This is a genomic window from Enterobacter cloacae subsp. cloacae ATCC 13047, from assembly GCF_000025565.1.
In the GTDB taxonomy this organism is placed as follows: domain Bacteria; phylum Pseudomonadota; class Gammaproteobacteria; order Enterobacterales; family Enterobacteriaceae; genus Enterobacter; species Enterobacter cloacae.
This window is the reverse complement of sequence record NC_014121.1, coordinates 1,312,636-1,331,037: the sequence shown is the minus strand read 5'-3', so window position 1 is coordinate 1,331,037 and position 18,402 is coordinate 1,312,636. Positions and strand designations below refer to the sequence as shown.

Genomic DNA, 18,402 nt, shown 5'->3' with positions numbered 1-18,402 from the left:
TAACGATGGCAAACGAATTAACAATCACGGCGAGCGCGCTGCAGGAAAAAGGCATCGACGTTGCTACCTGGAGCGCACTGAAGAACAGTATCTACCCTGGTGCCAAAGACGAATCGGTAATGATGGCGCTCGATTACTGCCGTGCCCGCCAGTTGGATCCGTTGCTGAAGCCTGTTCACCTGGTGCCGATGAGCGTCAAAGACTCAAGAACGGGTAAAAGCGAATGGCGCGATGTGGTAATGCCAGGCATCGGGCTTTACCGCATTCAGGCGGACCGCTCAGGTGATTATGCCGGTGCCCGCGAACCAGAGTTCGGTCCAGACACGACGCAGACGCTTTCTGGTGTCGAGGTCACCTTCCCTCAGTGGTGCAAATACACCGTCTACAAGCGCATGCCCAGCGGGGAGATCGTCGAGTTCAGCGCCAAAGAATATTGGATTGAAAACTACGCCACTGGCGGCCGCGACACCACGGCGCCGAACGCGATGTGGAAAAAGCGCCCATACGGACAGCTGGCGAAATGCGCAGAAGCCCAGGCGTTGCGTAAGGCCTGGCCCGAGATCGGACAGCAGCCTACCGCCGAAGAAATGGAAGGCAAATCACTGGACGTTGATATCCGTGACGTCTCGCCGCGCAACACCACAGAAGCGCTTCCACCAGCAGCAAGCGAAGAAACGCTTCAGGCGATCACCGACCTCTTAACGACCCTGGATAAAGACTGGGAGAAAGACTTTCTCCCACTGTGCAGCGACATCTTCAAACGGCAAATTCTTGAGGCGTCAGAGCTCACTGAAGAAGAGGCACAGAAAGGGTTTTGCTTTCTTCAGAAAAGAGCTAAGGCGGCAGCATGACACCAGAAATTATCCTGTCCCGGACCGGCATTGACGTAACAACTATCCAACAGGGCGATGAGGCCTGGCATAAACTTAGGCTCGGCGTCATCACCGCCTCAGAAGTGCACAACGTCATCGCCAAGCCAAGATCGGGGAAGAAGTGGACAGACATGAAGATGTCCTACATCCACACCCTACTCGCCGAGGTATGCACCGGCGTAGCGCCAGAGGTTAACGCCAAGGCGCTGGCCTGGGGTAAGCAGTACGAGGAAGATGCCCGCACCCTCTTCGAGTTCACAACTGACGTGAAAGTCACGGAGTCTCCGATCCTGTTCCGTGACGAGAGCATGCGCACCGCGTGCTCCCCTGACGGCCTGTGCAGTAATGGGTTCGGCCTTGAGCTTAAATGCCCTTTCACCTCCCGCGACTTCATGAAATTCCGCCTTGGCGGTTTCGAAGCCATCAAGTCTGCGTACATGGCCCAGGTACAGTACAGCATGTGGGTGACCGGAAAAGAGGCCTGGTTCTTTGCAAACTACGACCCGCGCATGAAGCGCGAAGGTATTCACCACGTCGTCGTTGAGCGGGATCCGCAATACATGACCGATTTCAACGAAATGGTGCCGGAGTTCATCGAGAAGATGGACGAGGCGCTGGCGGAGATCGGCTTCACGTTTGGCGAGCAATGGAGGTAACCATGGGAGCAAATCACTGGCAACCGTGGGAAAACCTGTTCCTGCATGAAGTTGCCGGACAGATTCCCGTCTCATTGATTGCCGAAAAACTGGAGAGAAGTAAGCGCGCCGTTTACACCCAGGCCGCTCGCCTCGACGTGAAATTTCCTGGCAATACCAACTGCAGGAAATGGATCAAAGCAGAGTTGTTTCTGTTTGGCCGGTTCACTCCCGAGGAAATCGCCGCGGCAACCGGCCGCTCTATCCACTCCGTGCGCAGCAAGCGCAACTCACTTGCCCGATCGTCAGGAGGAAAAGTCATGCCTGAATGGACTACCGAAGAACTGGCGCTGCTGTGGAGACACTCAAACGCTGAAGTCGCAGCGATAACCGGCCGCAGCATTGAAGAGGTAGGAGATAAGCGGCTGCAAACCAATATTGAGCGTAATGGCTGGGATGTTAACGATCCGGAGCGGGAGGATGCATGACCGGAAAATACTCTCTTATCTACGCTGATCCGCCCTGGTCTTACGGCAACACAATCAGCAACGGCGCCGCTGCCGACCACTACTCCACCATGAAGTTAATCGACATCAAGCGCCTGCCTGTGTGGGAGCTTGCCGCCGAAAACGCAGTGCTGGCGATGTGGTACACCGGCACACATAACCAGGAGGCAATCGAGCTGGCCGAGGCCTGGGGCTTTACAGTTCGCACGATGAAGGGCTTTACCTGGGTGAAGCTGAATCAGAATGCCGAGTTGCGCATCAACAAGGCGCTGGCCGATGGTGAAGTCACCGACTTTTACGACTTCCTCGATCTGCTTAACGCCGAGACGCGCATGAACGGCGGAAACCACACCCGGGCCAACACCGAAGACCTGTTGATTGCCACCCGCGGCGCCGGGCTGGAGCGAAAGCATGCCGGGATTAAGCAGGTGGTCTACAGCCCGCTCGGCGCGCACAGCGAAAAGCCGTGGGAAGTGCGCAACCGGCTGGAGCTGCTTTACGGCGATGTGCCGCGCATTGAGCTGTTTAGCCGCAGCGCGGCGCCGGGCTGGGATGCTTGGGGGAATGAAGTTGATGGCGATGTGAAGCTTGTTCCGGGGAGATATGAAAATGCCGAGTAGAAACTGCCCTGAATTAACTGCCGAAATGGTTAGAGAGCTTCTGGAATATGACCCCACAACAGGGCTGCTGACCTGGAAGACTTGTCGCAAAAAAGTCCAGAAAGGTAGTGTTGCTGGCTCGGTTTGTGGGAACGGTAGAAAGCTTTACGTCAAAGTTAGGATTGGCCGCCTCTATCGCGCGCATCGTCTCATTTGGCTGATAGTGACAGGTGAATGGCCAAAGTATCACATCGATCATGTTGATAATGACGGCACGAACAACCGATGGTCCAATTTGCGTTTGGCTACGCTAAATCAGAACCAGCACAACCGAGAGTTAAGCAGAGCGAATTTAACGGGATATAAAGGCGTCTCTCGGGCCAATAACTTATCAAAACCATACCGTGCAAATATCACAATAGGCCGTGAGCGCCGCCACCTTGGCTACTACCGTTCGGCTGAAGAGGCCGCTCATGCTTACGACGAATCTGCTCGCGAGCTATTCGGCGAATATGCGCGACTTAACTTTCCGCATGAAAACGAGTTAGCCGCCAGAAAATTGCTGCCCGTCTGCGCCATCGATGTTATGAAAACGGAGGCCGCATGACGCCAGAAACAGACAACGCCAGTATCAAGGCACTTATCACCAGGTCGCTAAAGCGGCCTTTTTTATTGATGGCGTTCACCTTCAACAGAATTAACCGACAGTTCCGGGAGTATTGACCATGGACATCATCGACACAGCAGCAGAGATTGAAGAGCTTCAGCGTAACGCTGCCCTTTCCGCTCATCGTATCGACCGCAACGCCGTATCAGCTGAGCGTTGTGCGGAATGCGGGGATCCGATTCCGGATTTGCGGCGCATGAAGGTTCCGGCTGCCAGACCTGTGCGGATTGCCAGAGCGTCATCGAATTGAGGAATAAGCAGAGGGGGATTTGATGGATTACAGCAAGTTGAGTGATAAGGAAGTTAATCGAAAGGTTCAGATAGCTTCAAGACTAATTGGTTCAATGACGGGTAGAGGAGTCCTAATTGTCAGGGATGGAAAGTGGGAATTCTTCGATCCGTGCAATAACCCGGCAGATGCATGGCCGATTATCACCGCAAATAAAATCAGCATTTACGCAATGAGCGAAGCGGACAAAAGAGGCGGTTGGGGGGCCGAGGCTTTTCATCCCAACGATGCATATAGCTTTAACGATAACCCACTTCGTGCCGCAATGATTGTCTTCCTCATGATGCAGGAGTCAGCCAATGTTCAGGATAATACAGCCTAATACCTGGCATGCCGATCCCCACGGCGCGCCCTGCAAAATCCTCCGCGCTACCCACGAAGTCATCCACTACATCCGCAACGGCCGCACCTGCATTGCCAGCATGGGACGCTTTAATCAGGATTTCGAGCCGCTGACCAAAGCAGAGGCCGAGCGGATCGCTGAAGAAATCGAAACAGCATAACACCTGAAGAAGCTGCGCGCCCAGCGTGCGGCATAAGGAGAGAGCGTGAAACCTTACGAATCGAAGAAATCACAGTTCACCAGAAACCTGATCCGGCGGCGCCACGCTGAATGGTCAGAACAAACCTTCGGCAACGTCGGCCCCATTGGACCACTGAAGCACCTTTCGAAAGAGGCGCTGGAAGCTGCTGCCGATCCTGGCGACCTCAGCGAATGGGCTGATTTGCAGTTCCTGCTATGGGACGCACAGCGGCGCGCCGGTATCACCGATGAGCAAATCACCGCGGCGCTGGAAGAAAAGCTGAAGGTGAATATGGCGCGCCAGTGGCCGGAACCGAAAGACGGGGAGCCGCGCCTCCACATCAAAGCATGACGCAACTGATAGCCAGTTATGAGCTGGCTATTGGGTGCGAAAGCGCCACCTCGTGATCCCTTTTGCCCGGCCCTGCGCCGGGTTCTTTTTGCCTGGAGGAAATACATGGTTGAGGCAAAAACACTGACAGCCAGACAGGCGGCAGAACTACTGATCACCTCACCGAGAACTGTCTACCGGCTTATCGACTCGGGGCAGTTGGCCGGGAAGAAGATCGGGAACAAATACCGAACGACCGACGTCGCCTGTATTGCGTATTTACATGACCCGCGCGATCCTGTTCCTGCGAGCGCGGGTGAACATAAAGGAGAAATTTTATGTCAATCACCCTCAGAGGCGGCGTCTGGCACTGTCATTTCGTTACGCCGTCAGGGAAAAGAATTAGACGATCTCTTGGTACGGGGGACAAGAAACAAGCGCAGGAGCTGCACGACAAGCTGAAGGCTGAAGCGTGGCGGGTTGATAAAATTGGGGAACTACCGACGAGGACGTTTGAGGAATGTTGCATCAGGTGGATCCGCGAGAAGGAGCATAAGCGGTCACTCGATGACGATAAGACCAAAATCGAATATTTCCTGCGGCATTTCTCTGGCCGGGATATTTCGACCATCACGGCGGACCAGGTAAACGAAGCAGTTTCGAAGATGGTCAACCGCAAGCATATTCAGGTGTGGGAGTCGCGCCGGGACGCGGCTATACGCCGGGGGAAAGAACCGCCGCCGTATGTTGAGAAACCGGTAAGCCACGCCACAAAGAGCCAGCACCTTTCGTTCATGCGATCTCTGTTCAAGGCTGCGGCTAATGACTGGGGCTGGATTAAAACGCCCCCTGTTATAAAAACCAAAAAGCCGATCAGCAAACGCATCCGCTGGCTGACCAGGGACGAGGCAGAACGGTTAATTGCCTGCATGCCGGAGTCGATAAAGCCGGTGGTGATATTTGCACTGGCAACCGGCCTGCGCCGCTCCAACATAATTGATCTGGAGTGGCAGCAGGTCGATATGCAGAGAAAGGTTGCATGGGTAAATCCGGAGAACGCGAAGGCGGGCAAGGCTATCGGCGTGGCTCTGAATGATACCGCATGCAGGGTATTAAGGGATCAGATTGGTAAAAGTTCAAGGTGGGTATTCGTTCACACGAAGCCATCAACGCGCCCGGATAAAACTGTCACTCCGGCGGTCAGGAAAATGCGTGTGGATGATAACAGCGCCTGGCGAATTGGCCTGGCAAAAGCGGGGATTGAGGATTTCCGTTTTCACGACCTCCGCCATACCTGGGCAAGCTGGTTAATCCAGTCCGGCGTTCCGCTGTCAGTTCTTCAGGAAATGGGAGGCTGGGAGTCAATCGAAATGGTCCGTCGATACGCTCACCTGGCACCGAACCATTTAAGCGAACATGCACGGAAAATTGATGCCATTTTTGGCAACCATGACACAATTACGACACAAGGAGAAAATCAGGCTGGTTTGAAACTGGCGTAAGTGCCTGTTTTTAAATGGCACGCCCTGTAGGATTCGAACCTACGACCTACGGCTTAGAAGGCCGTTGCTCTATCCAACTGAGCTAAGGGCGCACTGAGAAGAGTGAACTTCGCGGTGGTGAAACGCGAAGAATTATACGGTCAATGGCAGGTGAGTCAATGCCTTTTCCGTTTTCACCCCCGATTAGGGCTAGCTGATTGTAAATATGGCTGTTTTTTCAACATCCCCGGCCTTTCTTTCGTAGAATTTAGCGCTGCGAAAAGGCTTAGCTGCATTTAAGTAACGCCTGCTGTTTTCCTGAGCGTCAGCTCGTCACACTAGTGTGAGGTATCCCGGCCGCCTGGAGGCTGACAGACAACAGGACAATGGAGTGACAGCGCAAAACCTGATCGATACGTCCCCCAGCTTACAGCACCTCTCTCACGATATCGCGGGCATTAAACTTGAGCCTATCATCGCCCTCTCCTCGCAGCGCCAGGTTGGAGTGGAAGTGCTGAGCGTTCTGTCAGCAAGAGAGCAAAGCGAAGCATTTTTCAACGATCGGTCTGCGGAGTGGTCACTTACGCTGCTTGAAGCGCAACTTGTCGCGCTAAAAAATACCCCGCACTGTCATAATCTTTACGTCAATCTGCCGATAACCGTATTAACGCAGCCGGACGCCTTTCAGCGGCTTCTCCGGCTGCCTGCCGCACCGCTGAATATAGAAATTGTCGACCCGGCACGCTTTCTGGCGCTGTCTGACACAAAACGGCAGGACGTTCACCAGCGCCTGCTGCAGCTCAGAAGACAAGGCCACGGTATCTGGCTGGATGATATTGATGAAGCGATCGTCCAACCGTTTTTGTCCTGCCGGCTGCCGTTAACCGGCATAAAAATCGACAAGGAAGCATTCTGGCGTTTACGCGCCCCCCCTGCGCTCGGGCAACTGGTGACACGTTGCTTTCAGCTTGCCGACAACGTGCTTATTGAAGGTATTGAGACTGAAAAGGATCATAGCCGGGCACGACAGGCAGGAGCAGGACTCGGCCAGGGGTACTACTGGCCGTCCTGGACATGGCCGGAGGAATAAAAAGCCATTTCCAGGAGGGAAGCCATGCGAATGACAGTGCGCCGTTACCGGCGGCGGCGTACAGGAAGTGATGCACTGGGATTTACGCACTCGCCTTTTGCTCCCCCCTTTTTCGACCGGCTCGAATTTTTGAGCCAGTCCATCCACCAACATCGCAAAACCGACGCGCCCTTTATTATTCTGGTCACGGAAGATCATTTCCTGCGCACCGGTTTTCTGAACGGCCAGTTTCCCCTGAGCAGCTGTAGCGACTACCCGACGCTGGACGAAGCCTTTCAGGCGCTCAACCAGTGGCCTGCAGCCCGTCTGGTGGTAGATATTGAAAGCCGCACCACGGCGCTTATGGAAAAGCTGGATCAGCTGAGAAGACACAGCCTGTATCCGCCCTTTCTCACGCCGTATCTGTTGGTCAGGGCGGATAATTACGACACCCGTCTGTTCTGTAAAGCGGCGGGGCCGTTTCATGTCCTTGAACGCCAGTCAACGGCGGCGGCACTCCAGCACAGCCTGATGGACATCAACCCTCCACAGGGCTCCAGTAAAGAGTGGTTCTCTCGCGGCGAGTGGCCCATTTTACAGGAGCTGTCGCGGGGGAAGTCACTACGTCAGATCGCCCTGCTGCAGAATCGCCCCTACAGCCGCATTATCTATCGCCTGAGCTGCATTCTGGTGAAGCTCGGGCTTAGCCATCGCCAGGAACTGCTGCATCTTCTCAATAATCTCTCCGACTGCCCGTTTTACTCTTAACCTAACCCCTTATTTCCTAAAGATCTTTAGGAAGTTACTTACTGAAAATGTTAATTTTATGTTAACCGTTAACATAAATCTCGAAATTACAACTATTCCTAATTTCTGACTCTGAACCACGTGAAATATTAAAGAATAAGTAAAGCGCAGCACTTTCATCCATGCGTTAAGGGATTGATGGTTCCGTTAACAGGATGATAATGATGTAAAAACAAGCAATTTGGTTGCACGCCCCTGGCGCTTAAAGCGAAGGCCGCAGAAGATTTTGCTCTTCCGGCATAGTATTTTTCTGATATCGGGGAGAGGTATCAGGATGAGGATGAGACGCGCTATCTGTGCAAATTCACGCCACTTCAGCAGCAGGTGAGACGTTTTACTGCCCCGTCATTTCATTAACAACTTTGCAACATATAGTGGTATCTGTTATTTTTTGTTATTACATAAAGATGAAAAGATGCGGTAAATGGAATAACAGGACATTTCCGCTAAATTTAAAAAAATAGTCATTCAGATCCAGAAGATAATACAAATCAATAATCATGAATTAATCTGCAGGCTTTTCGGAGAAAACTTACACGGTATAATAAGACGCGTACCAATTATGAATAAGAAAAACCTTTTTGCCGCCACCAGCCAAATGAGATGACCGCGCTGAGGCAATGACATTACCACTACGTTAACAAGGATGCTTTCGCTCTTTCCAGGGAAATACCACCCTATAAGGATCTGCAAATTTATCCTTCCGGCATTTCGAGAGTTTGAACCAAACTCAGCATAACGCTTTTAACAATCTGAGGCATAAAAAATGAAACCGGCATCCGTTATCATTATGGACGAACATCCTATCGTCAGAATGTCGATAGAAGTCCTGCTACAGAAAAATAAAAATATCACAGTCAAACTGAAGTCTGGCGACAGCCATGAAGTTCTCGACTGTATCCGCAATCACGCCATCGATCTGGTGATCCTGGACATTGAACTTACGGGCACCGATGGCTTCGCTTTATTGAAAAGAATCAGAAACTTAAACAAAGACATCAAGGTCCTGTTCCTCTCTTCCAAATCGGAGTCCTTTTACGCAGGCCGTGCCATCCGCGCCGGGGCAAATGGGTTTGTCAGTAAACGAAAAGATTTAGGTGAGATCTACAACGCCGTGGAAATGATTCTGATGGGCTATTCTTTTTTCCCATCGGAAACGTTGAACTTTATTAATCACCTGGGCTCCGGGAAAGGGATGGCATCCGATATGCCATTATCGAATCGTGAGGTCACCGTACTGCGGTATCTGGCGAATGGCTTATCGAATAAGGAAATTGCCGAACAGCTGCTATTAAGCAACAAAACCATTAGCGCGCACAAATCCAATATTTATTCCAAGCTCGGTGTGCAAAGCATTGTGGAATTAATTGATTACGCCAAGGCACACGAGCTGCTATAACCTGAATTCACTCCCTGCAGTTTATCTGAGTTGCAGGGAGTGCGGTCAGCGCTAATTATAATTAATCATAAATGTGGCATCCGCATCGGCGCGTCCGGGCCGGGGGTTATCCGCTGTGGCAATATAATTAGCATAAAATGACAACACGGCATTACCCTGCGCATCTACCGCCACCGGCTGGCTGGCCTGCTGTAACGCAAGACGTGTTTTATCCGCATCCCTGATCTCCACCGCGACGTTATTCGCCGTACTGGCGTCATTCAACGCCAGCAATCCGCTGTCACTCCCGTCAGTTTTCCCGGAAAACGTAATTGATGCCGAACCTGGCGGACAGCCTGTCAGCTTCAGCGTAAAGGGCATGGGCTGCGTGCGGCTCCCCGTGGTGCTGAGCTGCTTCGTCGGCCAGGTGCCCAGCGTGACGGTCTTGTCGCTGTCGCTGCCCTCTGCCACGCAGGTAAAATCAACGATATTGCCGTACATCTGAATATTGATCTCGCCCAGCGCTGTGGCTGACCACGCGTTTGCCTGACACATCGTCAGGGCCAGCGCAGCGAAAGGCCATTTCCAGTTCCCCATCTCTTCCCCTTAATCGTAATCCACGCGCAGATAGCCGCGAGAGGTGAACCGGCCTTCTGCTGGCTTATTCCCCGTAATGCTCACCGGCCAGACCCGGATCCCCACCTGCGCCTGCGCGCTGTCATCCAGACGGAACGGAATTTTGCTGTTCAGGTTGTTAGGCGTCAGAGGCGTACCGCTATCGTTCGCCACGACAAACCCTAAATCCGGGTTATCGGAAACCAGCGCATTGCCCGAGATTTTTTCCGCCTCGATGCGCATCGTCAGATACGCATTGGCCTCCACATTGGTGCACTTAATGGCAATGGTTTTGCTTTGTGGTGAGACGTTCTGAGGACGATTGCCGGCCCCCGCCTGGCTGAACAACGACGCGCCAATATCACCAAAATCAAACTCCACCACCTGCCCGGCGTTAATCGCACAGCTTTGTGGTACCTGAATGGTGCCGCTGTAGCTGATGGTATAGACCGGCGTATTCAGCGGATCGGATGACGTGGTGGTGACATAGACGGTGAACATGGTCTGCTGGGGGATCACCACCATGTTGTTAAACCGCCGTGTGACCCGCAGACGAAAGACCAGCTTCGAATCGGTGACAGGAAACGCTTTGTTGTTCGGAACGTTAGGGTGCTGCCCCATCTGAATGTAGTCTGACGGTGGATAGAAGGTGCCCGCGTAGTCATCGTGGATCTGCATTGCACCATCAAGGTAGTCATTCAGCTTCACATACTTATAGCCATCAATTACCGTCGTTATCGGCAGGCTGGTGACATAACTACGCATCGTGGACTTTCCGGTTGTTCCTTTAGGGCAAATGGCGTTCACGCCCACCAGCCCGGATTTTTGCGCAAGGGTCACAATCTGCCCCGGTTTGTTATTGGAGCTGTTAAAGACGTTTGAAAGATCGTATGAGATATCCTTCGGCACACCCGTGGCGTTCTGGCAAACCGTCGCCCACGCGGGCATCGTGCTGCAGAGCAGCGCTAAGCTAAACACATTGCGTAAACTGCGCATCTTTGGGTTCCTGTTAACGGTCACAGCTTGCCCCCGCCATGGTAATGGCCTGGTTTTGGCTTTCAGGCGATAAACGATAGTGCGCACGACACTGGGACTGCATCCCATTGCCCCACTGAATAAGCAACTCCCCTTCCAGCGGCAGCCCGCTCAGGTAAATCTGCCCGTCATCGCCCACCATACTGGTGACCCCGCTCTGGGTTTCACGGACCACGGCACCAAACGGCACAGGCTGGTTGCCGCGGGTCACGGTCAGCAGGGCACGTACGCCGATACGGGTATCGAAGCTGGCGCGCACCAGCGCACCTTTGGTCGGTACTACGCTGCTGACGTTATTTTCGATGTCGGTGTTGTTACTCATGGAGTTGGTATCCAGCGCCACGCGGTTATAGCGGTAGACGGTGGCATACGGCATGACCGCGTAGCCTCGCCAGTCGGTTTTCACCCCGGTCTGGTTTTCCACGCTGACGCCCGAGGCTCCCGGCGCTTTGATCAGGACGTTAGTGTCGCCCAGCGGCTGGCTGAAGGTGACGCCGTCGGCATGGCCCACCACCCCACCGGAGAGCTGCCAGTTGAGATCGTGCTGATCGCGCGCGTAGTTGTAGCCCACCCCCAGCGTGCCGTAGGTCGCCTGCCAGTTTGCGCTGGCGCTACCGCTTGAGCCGTTGGTGCTGGTGTGCCCCTGCGTAACGCTGTAGTTCAGGTTGCGATCTTCCAGCAGGGTGCCGCTGACCCCGGTTTGCCAGCTGGTATCACCGTCGCTGTTGCGGCTGGCTGAGGCCGTGGCGTAAGCGCGATCGATGGCGCTGTCCCGGCGATATCCCTGACGGGTAAAGAGGCTGAACGGCACCGAGACGTTAAAGGACGCGATCCGGTCCGTGCCCTCTATCCCGACGGACTTGTTCCACGACCATGACAGGGAGTAGTTGATCCCTTTTACACCTCCGGCATAGCCGAGCTGATACCAGAGGTTCGACTGGCTGGTGCCCCAGTAGGTCTGCTCGCTGCCGGAGACATAGACTGAGCCGTAATCACCCAGCGACTGAGAGATATTGAGCTGGAAGCGCCCTTTTTTATTCCACGTCAGGTTGTGATAGCTCTGCACGTCCGGCACGCCGTCATCATCCTTGCTGTCGGCATACTGATAGCCTTCCATCGAACGCCAGGCCACATCATCCAGGGTGTAAAACCCTTTCGTGGAGTAGCGATAGCCCAGCAGCTGGAAGTTGGTGCCGAATCCGTTGAGTGATTTTGCATACAGGAAACGCAGGGACTGGCCCTCATGGCGGCTGTCGTCCGCCAGCTGGCTGCGGGCATGGGTGATATCGACCGACACCGCCCCCCAGTCACCGAGGTTTTTCCCGGCGCCAATGGCCACCGCAGTATAGCGCGACGCCAGCTGCGTACCGCCGTAGAGCGTGTAACCATTGGCCAGACCGGTAATCAGCGTGCCCTGGGTGAAGAACGGCGTGTCCTGATCGCTGTTACCGCTGCGGTAATCCCCGGCCACGAGGTCATACTTCCAGCGACCTTCACGCTGCAACAGCGGCACGGTGGAGTACGGCACGGTATAGCGTTGCTGGCTGCCGTCCTTCTCTTCTACGGTCACTTCCAGATCGCCGCTTGAGGAGGTAGGGTTCAGATCGGTAATGGCAAACGCGCCAGGCTGGACATAGCTCTGGTAGATAACATAGCCGTTCTGGCGAACAACCACTTTGGCCGGGGTACGGGCGATACCGCGCACGGTTGGCGCGTAGCCCTGCAGGCTGTCCGGGTACATGCTGTCGGACGAGAAAAGCCGCCCGCCGCGGAAACCGACGCTGTCAAAGACATCATTGCCGGTATTGCTGTCGCCCAGCACCAGCTCGCTTTTGAGCGGAATGACGGTGCGCTGCGCCCAGGTGCCAATGTTCTGCCAGTTACTGTGCCGCTGGCCGTTGTTTTGCGTATAACGCCAGGCGCCGTTATTGCGTAAACGCCAGGCGCCATAGTTCAGCCCGCTCTGCAGGTTCAGATAGTAGCTGTCATCCTCGCTTCCCCGGTTGCCGGTAAAGCTGTAGTTCAACAGCGCGGCGGGGATCCCTTCATCCCACTGTTCAGGCGGGATATAGCCACGGGCGCTGTTCTGCATCGCCACCTGCGGCAGGCTGATATTCAGACGCTGCGAGGCGAAGTTAAATGCGACCAGACTGCCGGGGATCGCTGTCGCCAGCGGGACACAGGTGTCGTCCTGCACCTTTACCAGCTCGGGAAACGCGGCGAGGTTAACGCCAAACCGTTCCAGCATTTTACGTGTGATGCACGGCGCCAGTCCGCCCGCCACCGGTGGCGTATCGTCGGCCTGCTCAAAGCGCACGTCCTGGGTCGCGATAAACTCATCGTTACGCCAGATATCCACGCGATACACGCCGGGTGCCTGCTGGTGACCTTGTTCAAAACGCGATAAATCCGCCACGCTGGCGGTATCATCGGACAAAAAGGCCGGGTTAAAGTAGCTTTCGCTCCAGCCCGACTGCGGCCAGAGCGTTGCCATCAGCGCCAGTGCAACCGGGCAGTAACGCCATTGATGATTATTCATCGCCCTGACTCTGCTCACAGGTTGACACTACGCGCCGGAGTAATGGCACCGTAGTCATTGACGCTCTGCCAGGAGAGCGTACCGCCCGCACCAGCCGGCAGCGCCTGCTGTGCCGAATTTTTTGGTGCAATCATGATGTTATCCAGCGTCTGACCGCCCAGCTTCAGATTGACCAGCGTGATGTAATACGGTGAGGCGTTGCTGATCTTCAGATGCGAGCCAACGCGCTCAAAGCGCAGCTGAGAGAGCGCCTCTTCCGGCTGCATTGCCAGGTTATTCGGACGCACAAACAGCTTGATACGCGACAGGATGGCCAGTTGCAGCACGTTGTTGTTTTCGGTTTTGGCTTTGTTCACTGACGGGATCGCTTTCACGTTCATGTAAAACAGCGATTCACGATCGGCAGGCAACGCAGGCCCGGCGTAAATAATGCGCAGCGTGTTTTCGCTGTCCGGCTCGCTGACAAACAGGGGTGGCGTGACGGCAAAGGTTTTTTCTTTTTGCCCGTTTGCGTTTTCGATCCACGCGTTAATTAAATAGCGTTCTTGCTTGTTACTGTTGGTGATCGCCAGTGAAGTTTGTTTAGCATCTGCCGGATAAATAACGCGCGTGGCTCCAAGTGCAATACCGCCGGACGCATTCGCGCTTGCAGAAACCATCATTAAAATAAACGATAAAATCAGTCCTGGTTTAATTAGGGTATTCATCAAAACCGTACCTTTAATAATGTGTTCGCAGGTGTTATGGATAAATCAACGTAAACCAGACATCCGACTGAATATTGCCTGGCACAAGGTGTTCGGAAATAGCCCGATATCGGGCGCTAAAATGAAACGCAAGCTCGCGGGTATCAATGGGCAGCCAGCTGACCGCCGTGGCGTTGGGGATAATCTGACGCTGCTGTTCGTCAAAGAGTGCCAGCCCCACCCCGCTGCTGATGGGTGTTTCACCGGGGCGCGATGTTGCCAGAAAAACCTGCGGGTCTTCCGCGGGCGTGATTCCCTGGAACTGGATCCCGACGGTGCGTGAGACATCCACGCTGCAATCCAGCAGCCGCACGGTAAAAGGCACATTTACGGTGGAAAAACTGCCCACCCCGGAAAACGAGTTGGTCCGGTATTGTCCCATATCGATGCGCATATTCTGGCTGTCCGGCGCCACGGCGCAGCCGCCGTTCACCAGTTCACCCCGGAGGTGTACTTTGCCGCCGTCAATCACCACCGTATGGGCGAATGCCTGGGAAGCCATCGCAAGGGTTAACAGCAGTAGTGTTCCTGTCCTTGTCATCCTTCGTTCCTGGCCTGAGCGTATGACGGGCCTCATCCCTGAGGCCAAAACATCCCTGTACGGAGGAATTATTCGTATTTCATAACGAAAGTGGCGTCAGCGTTTGCCTGGCCTGGTTCAGTGGTCGCAGCAGTGGCTTTATAACGCGCGCTGAAGTTCAGGGTGTTGGTGCCCTGGATCAGGTTCTGCGCAGCAGAGAAGGTGGCACCGTCTGGCGTCAGAACGCTGGATTTGCTGTCGAGGATCTCGATACCAACACCTTTCGCGGTGTTGTCGTTGCTACCGGAAGTCACTGCCAGCAGGGTTTTGTCAGTTGCGTCGATCTGACCGGTGAACGCCACAGCAGCCGTTTTCGCCACCAGCGGATCGCAATCGTTCAGTTCGATGGTGAATGGAATATTGGTGGTGGTATCACCCACTTTGGTGAATTTCGCGGTACGGTACTGACCGAGATTAACAGTCTGCTCGGAAGAATCGGTATTTACTGAACATGCAGCATTAACCAGTTCACCTTTAAAATGCACGGTACCGCCATTTACGGAAACTGGCGTAACCGGATCGGCAGCGTGAGCGGCACCCGCGACCAGGGCCAGTGAAGCAATAACAGTAGAAGCAATGTTGCTGAGTTTCATGTCTATTCCTTTAAAATGTAAATAACCCTTCCCGCGAATTATCGGGAATAAGAAATATGTTCAATTGAAAAATTGAAAGCTTATTTCGGAGGAGACAAAGTAGCTCAGGAAACTATTTTTAAATATGTCAAAACGCTGCCATTTTACCAGGTCACATCCTAATCCCGCCTAAGAAATTGACCATCACCCGAGAAGGGTCTTTACGCCCGCCGGAGGAAAACTCGCAAAGGGTGACTGACAGCGGCGCTCGCTTCTGACAAAATACAGGCCATCCCCCCTTTCAAACGTTACAGACGGAATCTTCTCTCTGATGGCAGCAAAGATTATTGACGGTAAAACGATTGCGCAGCAGGTGCGCTCTGAGGTTGCGGAAAAAGTGAAGGCGCGTAAAGCGGCTGGTTTTCGCGCACCAGGGCTTGCCGTTGTGCTGGTTGGTAGCAACCCGGCATCGCAGATTTATGTCGGCAGCAAACGCAAAGCGTGTGAAGAGGTGGGGTTCGTCTCCCGCTCTTACGATTTGCCAGAAACCACCACCGAAGCAGAACTGCTGGAACTTATTGACACCCTGAATGCCGATAAAGAGATCGACGGTATTCTGGTCCAGCTGCCGCTGCCGGCAGGCATCGACAACGTGAAGGTACTGGAGCGTATCGCACCGGATAAAGACGTGGACGGTTTCCACCCGTATAACGTTGGCCGTCTGTGCCAGCGCGCGCCGCGCCTGCGTCCCTGCACCCCACGCGGCATCGTGACGCTGCTGGAGCGTTATAACATCGACACCTACGGTCTGAACGCCGTAGTGATTGGCGCCTCCAACATCGTGGGCCGTCCGATGAGCATGGAGCTGCTGCTGGCCGGTTGCACCACCACCGTGACCCACCGCTTCACCAAAAACCTGCGTCATCACGTCGAGAATGCCGATCTGCTGATCGTCGCGGTCGGTAAGCCGGGCTTCATTCCCGGGGAATGGATTAAGGAAGGGGCGATTGTCGTGGACGTCGGGATTAACCGTCTGGAAAACGGCAAAGTGGTTGGCGACGTGGTTTATGAAGATGCCGCAGCGCGTGCCTCTTACATCACCCCGGTACCGGGCGGCGTAGGCCCAATGACCGTAGCAACCCTGATTCAGAATACCTTGCAGGCATGCGAGGAGTATCACGACGTAGAGGACGCGTAACATGGCGACATTTTCATTAGGTAAACATCCACACGTTGAGCTGTGCGATCTGCTGAAGCTGGAAGGCTGGAGCGAGAGCGGTGCGCAGGCCAAGATCGCCATTGCCGACGGGCTGGTTTTCGTCGACGGCGTGGTAGAAACGCGTAAGCGCTGCAAGATTGTTGCCGGTCAGACCGTCAGCTTTGAAGGTCAGAGCGTGACCGTTACGGCCTGAGCCGTCTGATGCCCTCACCCTAACCCTCTCCCGGCCGGGAGAGGGGATAACAATCCCCGCACACCTATCACGGTTAATTATCGATCAACTTCAAATAATCACTATTTCATCTGTTGAAAAGTGAAAATTGAGTTGCGCGTTTTTCACGCTTTGCCCACGATAAGTAGAACGTTCTACTAAAACGTTATACTTACAATAACAGCGCCAAAAAAAGCGCTTCTCGGGGGAAATCAGCATGAGTCTGATATCAGGGTTTGTTAAATCGCTGTCTAAGTTATCGATGATTGGTCGCGCCTTAATGCTGCCAATTTCACTGCTTCCCGCTGCGGGCCTGCTGCTGGCCTTTGGCGATAAGTTTCACCTGCCGCTGATGATGAACGCGGGTGGGGTTATCTTTGATAACCTGCCCATGCTGTTTGCCATTGGCTCCGCCGTGGGTCTGGCATCGGAATCCGGCATTGCCGCACTGTCTGCCGCCGTCTCGGTGTTTGTTACCAATATCACCATCAGTACCGTGCTGAGCATTACGCCGGAAATGGCCTCTCAGGGCGGTAAATACGCTATGGTGGTAGGCATCCCGACGCTGCAGATGGGCGTCTTTGGCGGGCTTATCTGCGGTATTCTGGCGGCGTGGTGCTATAACCGTTTCCACACCATGCAGCTGCCGGAGTTCCTTGGCTTCTTCTCCGGCAAACGCTTTGTGGCGATTGCCACGGCGTTTCTCTCGTTCCTGCTCGGTCTGCTGCTGCCCTACGTCTGGCAACACATTCAGGCAGGCATCGACGCGCTCTCCGTGGTGGTGAACGGCGATAATCAGGCCGCCTCAACCTTTATCTTCGGTCTGGTCGAACGCGCCCTCATCCCGCTCGGTCTGCACCATATCTGGTATCCCTCTTTCTGGTATTCATTTGGTGATTACACCACTCAGGCGGGCCAGGTGATCCACGGCGACCAGACCATCTGGTTCAAGATGCTGGAAGAAGGGGTGAAATCCTTCAGCAGCGACACCTACCAGAACGCCGGTAAGTTCATGCAGGGTGAATTCCCGCTGATGCTGTTTGCCCTGCCTGCGGCGTGTCTGGCGATGTATCATGAAGCGCATACCAAAAATAAAAAAATCGCGGCCGGTATTCTGTTCTCTGCGGCACTCACCTGCTTCCTGACGGGGATCACCGAGCCGGTGGAGTTCACTTTCATCTTCGTCGCGCCGATCCTCTACGTCTTTAACGCCATTATGGCGGGCCTGGCGTACATGACCATGTATCTGCTGCACGCCCATATCGCCAAGTCGTTCTCGGCAGGCTTTATCGATTATCTGTCGTTCGGGATCCTGCCGTCATTCAACGGCTATCAGACCAACTTCCTCAATGCCATTATCATTGGTATTCCGATGGGCCTGATTTATTACTTCACCTTCAGTTTCGTGATCCGTCGCTTTGACGTGAAAACGCCGGGCCGTACCGAAGTGACCGCCAGCGCGGATGATAAATCCGATTCTGAACTCGCCACCGAAATCATTACCCTGCTGGGCGGTGCGCACAACATCGACTCCGTTGGCTCCTGTATCACCCGTCTGCGCCTGGAAGTGGCAAAAAGTGATGCGGTGGATAAAGATGGCCTGAACGGACTCGGTGCACGCGGCGTGGTCTTCGTGGGTGATAACGGAATTCAGGTGATTTTCGGTGCCAGAGCACAGTTTATCGCCCAGACCATGTCCACCATGATTGGCAAATAATAAGATGCCGG

General features: G+C 54.1%; 21 protein-coding genes, 1 tRNA gene and 2 pseudogenes. 17 read left to right on the top strand and 7 right to left on the bottom strand.

The window, feature by feature from the left end; all coding sequences use genetic code 11:
* Positions 1-5 precede the first annotated feature (5 nt).
* The 11 genes and pseudogenes from bet to ECL_RS27645 all read left to right on the top strand — a co-directional run bounded on the left by bet (position 6) and on the right by ECL_RS27645 (position 5,924).
* Positions 6-851, top strand: coding sequence for a phage recombination protein Bet (gene bet / locus ECL_RS06335; protein WP_013095947.1), 846 nt, complete (start codon positions 6-8; stop codon positions 849-851).
* Positions 848-1,528 (top strand): lambda exonuclease family protein, encoded by a 681-nt coding sequence (locus tag ECL_RS06330; protein WP_013095946.1) that lies wholly within the window; start codon positions 848-850, stop codon positions 1,526-1,528. Before bet ends, ECL_RS06330 begins: the two co-directional genes overlap by 4 nt.
* Before the next feature lie 2 nt (positions 1,529-1,530).
* Positions 1,531-1,995 carry a hypothetical protein gene (locus ECL_RS27650; RefSeq protein ID WP_013095945.1) on the top strand — a complete coding sequence of 155 codons (465 nt, stop codon included), beginning with the start codon at positions 1,531-1,533 and terminating at the stop codon, positions 1,993-1,995.
* Positions 1,992-2,633: an MT-A70 family methyltransferase gene (locus ECL_RS06320; protein ID WP_013095944.1), complete on the top strand. Its 642-nt coding sequence runs from the start codon at positions 1,992-1,994 to the stop codon at positions 2,631-2,633. The genes ECL_RS27650 and ECL_RS06320 overlap by 4 nt, the downstream gene beginning before the upstream one ends.
* Positions 2,623-3,219, top strand: coding sequence for an HNH endonuclease (locus ECL_RS06315; protein WP_164928057.1), 597 nt, complete (start codon positions 2,623-2,625; stop codon positions 3,217-3,219). The genes ECL_RS06320 and ECL_RS06315 overlap by 11 nt, the downstream gene beginning before the upstream one ends.
* A 118-nt stretch (positions 3,220-3,337) precedes the next feature.
* Positions 3,338-3,552, top strand: a pseudogene (locus tag ECL_RS06310) (TraR/DksA family transcriptional regulator).
* The gene (locus ECL_RS06305) at positions 3,552-3,890 is read left to right on the top strand and encodes a phage protein NinX family protein (RefSeq protein ID WP_044158833.1); all 339 of its coding nucleotides are present in this window, start codon (positions 3,552-3,554) and stop codon (positions 3,888-3,890) included. Before ECL_RS06310 ends, ECL_RS06305 begins: the two are co-directional and overlap by 1 nt.
* Positions 3,868-4,071 (top strand): DUF4222 domain-containing protein, encoded by a 204-nt coding sequence (locus tag ECL_RS06300; RefSeq protein ID WP_013095941.1) that lies wholly within the window; start codon positions 3,868-3,870, stop codon positions 4,069-4,071. Before ECL_RS06305 ends, ECL_RS06300 begins: the two co-directional genes overlap by 23 nt.
* Before the next feature lie 93 nt (positions 4,072-4,164).
* Positions 4,165-4,437 (top strand): annotated as a pseudogene (locus ECL_RS06295) (dATP/dGTP pyrophosphohydrolase domain-containing protein); the annotation flags it as partial.
* Between the two features lie 24 nt (positions 4,438-4,461).
* Positions 4,462-4,884 carry a helix-turn-helix domain-containing protein gene (locus tag ECL_RS06290; RefSeq protein ID WP_337459766.1) on the top strand — a complete coding sequence of 141 codons (423 nt, stop codon included), beginning with the start codon at positions 4,462-4,464 and terminating at the stop codon, positions 4,882-4,884.
* Entirely contained in the window at positions 4,767-5,924 is a 1,158-nt protein-coding gene (locus ECL_RS27645) for a tyrosine-type recombinase/integrase (RefSeq protein ID WP_237707070.1), read from the top strand. The genes ECL_RS06290 and ECL_RS27645 overlap by 118 nt, the downstream gene beginning before the upstream one ends.
* Before the next feature lie 15 nt (positions 5,925-5,939).
* Here the strand turns inward: ECL_RS27645 and ECL_RS06280 are convergent.
* Positions 5,940-6,016: transfer RNA gene (locus ECL_RS06280), tRNA-Arg, on the bottom strand.
* Between the two features lie 278 nt (positions 6,017-6,294).
* On the opposite strand from ECL_RS06280, the gene ECL_RS06275 reads away from it, so the two are divergent.
* From ECL_RS06275 to fimZ, 3 genes are all read left to right on the top strand, one after another.
* Complete coding sequence (locus tag ECL_RS06275; RefSeq protein ID WP_013095938.1) at positions 6,295-6,993, top strand: EAL domain-containing protein; 699 nt, start codon at positions 6,295-6,297, stop codon at positions 6,991-6,993.
* A gap of 24 nt (positions 6,994-7,017) precedes the next feature.
* Entirely contained in the window at positions 7,018-7,740 is a 723-nt protein-coding gene (locus tag ECL_RS06270) for a helix-turn-helix transcriptional regulator (protein WP_013095937.1), read from the top strand.
* Positions 7,741-8,545: 805 nt separating this feature from the next.
* A complete protein-coding gene (gene fimZ, locus ECL_RS06265; RefSeq protein WP_013095936.1) occupies positions 8,546-9,178 on the top strand; it encodes a fimbria biosynthesis transcriptional regulator FimZ in 633 nt (210 codons plus the stop codon).
* A 51-nt stretch (positions 9,179-9,229) separates the two neighbouring features.
* Here the strand turns inward: fimZ and sfmF are convergent, their stop codons facing one another.
* The 6 genes from sfmF to fimA form a co-directional block, all read right to left on the bottom strand.
* Positions 9,230-9,754, bottom strand: a complete 525-nt coding sequence (gene sfmF / locus ECL_RS06260) for a fimbria assembly protein (protein ID WP_013095935.1) — start codon at positions 9,752-9,754, stop codon at positions 9,230-9,232.
* A gap of 9 nt (positions 9,755-9,763) precedes the next feature.
* A complete protein-coding gene (gene fimH, locus ECL_RS06255; RefSeq protein ID WP_013095934.1) occupies positions 9,764-10,768 on the bottom strand; it encodes a type 1 fimbria D-mannose specific adhesin FimH in 1,005 nt (334 codons plus the stop codon).
* Positions 10,769-10,781: 13 nt separating this feature from the next.
* Positions 10,782-13,346: a fimbrial biogenesis usher protein gene (locus tag ECL_RS06250; protein ID WP_013095933.1), complete on the bottom strand. Its 2,565-nt coding sequence runs from the start codon at positions 13,344-13,346 to the stop codon at positions 10,782-10,784.
* Positions 13,347-13,360: 14 nt separating this feature from the next.
* On the bottom strand, positions 13,361-14,053 hold the full coding sequence (fimC, locus tag ECL_RS06245; RefSeq protein ID WP_013095932.1) for a type 1 fimbria chaperone FimC: 693 nt from the start codon (positions 14,051-14,053) through the stop codon (positions 13,361-13,363).
* 34 nt (positions 14,054-14,087) lie between these two features.
* Positions 14,088-14,633, bottom strand: a complete 546-nt coding sequence (gene fimI, locus ECL_RS06240) for a type 1 fimbrial protein subunit FimI (protein ID WP_013095931.1) — start codon at positions 14,631-14,633, stop codon at positions 14,088-14,090.
* Positions 14,634-14,701: 68 nt separating this feature from the next.
* Positions 14,702-15,265, bottom strand: a complete 564-nt coding sequence (gene fimA, locus ECL_RS06235) for a type 1 fimbrial major subunit FimA (RefSeq protein ID WP_013095930.1) — start codon at positions 15,263-15,265, stop codon at positions 14,702-14,704.
* A 310-nt stretch (positions 15,266-15,575) separates the two neighbouring features.
* On the opposite strand from fimA, the gene folD reads away from it, so the two are divergent.
* From folD to ECL_RS06220, 3 genes are all read left to right on the top strand, one after another.
* Positions 15,576-16,442 (top strand): bifunctional methylenetetrahydrofolate dehydrogenase/methenyltetrahydrofolate cyclohydrolase FolD, encoded by an 867-nt coding sequence (folD, locus tag ECL_RS06230; RefSeq protein WP_013095929.1) that lies wholly within the window; start codon positions 15,576-15,578, stop codon positions 16,440-16,442.
* A gap of 1 nt (position 16,443) precedes the next feature.
* Complete coding sequence (gene ybcJ / locus ECL_RS06225) at positions 16,444-16,656, top strand: ribosome-associated protein YbcJ (RefSeq protein WP_013095928.1); 213 nt, start codon at positions 16,444-16,446, stop codon at positions 16,654-16,656.
* 235 nt (positions 16,657-16,891) lie between these two features.
* A complete protein-coding gene (locus ECL_RS06220; protein ID WP_013095927.1) occupies positions 16,892-18,391 on the top strand; it encodes a PTS transporter subunit EIIC in 1,500 nt (499 codons plus the stop codon).
* Positions 18,392-18,402 lie beyond the last annotated feature (11 nt).

Coding starts and splice junctions, on each gene's coding strand:
- bet (WP_013095947.1), top strand. CDS start 6: ATGGCAAACGAATTAACAATCACGGCGAGCGCGCTGCAGGAAAAAGGC.
- ECL_RS06330 (WP_013095946.1), top strand. CDS start 848: ATGACACCAGAAATTATCCTGTCCCGGACCGGCATTGACGTAACAACT.
- ECL_RS27650 (WP_013095945.1), top strand. CDS start 1,531: ATGGGAGCAAATCACTGGCAACCGTGGGAAAACCTGTTCCTGCATGAA.
- ECL_RS06320 (WP_013095944.1), top strand. CDS start 1,992: ATGACCGGAAAATACTCTCTTATCTACGCTGATCCGCCCTGGTCTTAC.
- ECL_RS06315 (WP_164928057.1), top strand. CDS start 2,623: ATGCCGAGTAGAAACTGCCCTGAATTAACTGCCGAAATGGTTAGAGAG.
- ECL_RS06305 (WP_044158833.1), top strand. CDS start 3,552: ATGGATTACAGCAAGTTGAGTGATAAGGAAGTTAATCGAAAGGTTCAG.
- ECL_RS06300 (WP_013095941.1), top strand. CDS start 3,868: ATGTTCAGGATAATACAGCCTAATACCTGGCATGCCGATCCCCACGGC.
- ECL_RS06290 (WP_337459766.1), top strand. CDS start 4,462: ATGAGCTGGCTATTGGGTGCGAAAGCGCCACCTCGTGATCCCTTTTGC.
- ECL_RS06270 (WP_013095937.1), top strand. CDS start 7,018: ATGCGAATGACAGTGCGCCGTTACCGGCGGCGGCGTACAGGAAGTGAT.
- fimZ (WP_013095936.1), top strand. CDS start 8,546: ATGAAACCGGCATCCGTTATCATTATGGACGAACATCCTATCGTCAGA.
- sfmF (WP_013095935.1), bottom strand. CDS start 9,754: ATGGGGAACTGGAAATGGCCTTTCGCTGCGCTGGCCCTGACGATGTGT.
- fimH (WP_013095934.1), bottom strand. CDS start 10,768: ATGCGCAGTTTACGCAATGTGTTTAGCTTAGCGCTGCTCTGCAGCACG.
- ECL_RS06250 (WP_013095933.1), bottom strand. CDS start 13,346: ATGAATAATCATCAATGGCGTTACTGCCCGGTTGCACTGGCGCTGATG.
- fimC (WP_013095932.1), bottom strand. CDS start 14,053: ATGAATACCCTAATTAAACCAGGACTGATTTTATCGTTTATTTTAATG.
- fimI (WP_013095931.1), bottom strand. CDS start 14,633: ATGACAAGGACAGGAACACTACTGCTGTTAACCCTTGCGATGGCTTCC.
- fimA (WP_013095930.1), bottom strand. CDS start 15,265: ATGAAACTCAGCAACATTGCTTCTACTGTTATTGCTTCACTGGCCCTG.
- folD (WP_013095929.1), top strand. CDS start 15,576: ATGGCAGCAAAGATTATTGACGGTAAAACGATTGCGCAGCAGGTGCGC.
- ybcJ (WP_013095928.1), top strand. CDS start 16,444: ATGGCGACATTTTCATTAGGTAAACATCCACACGTTGAGCTGTGCGAT.
- ECL_RS06220 (WP_013095927.1), top strand. CDS start 16,892: ATGAGTCTGATATCAGGGTTTGTTAAATCGCTGTCTAAGTTATCGATG.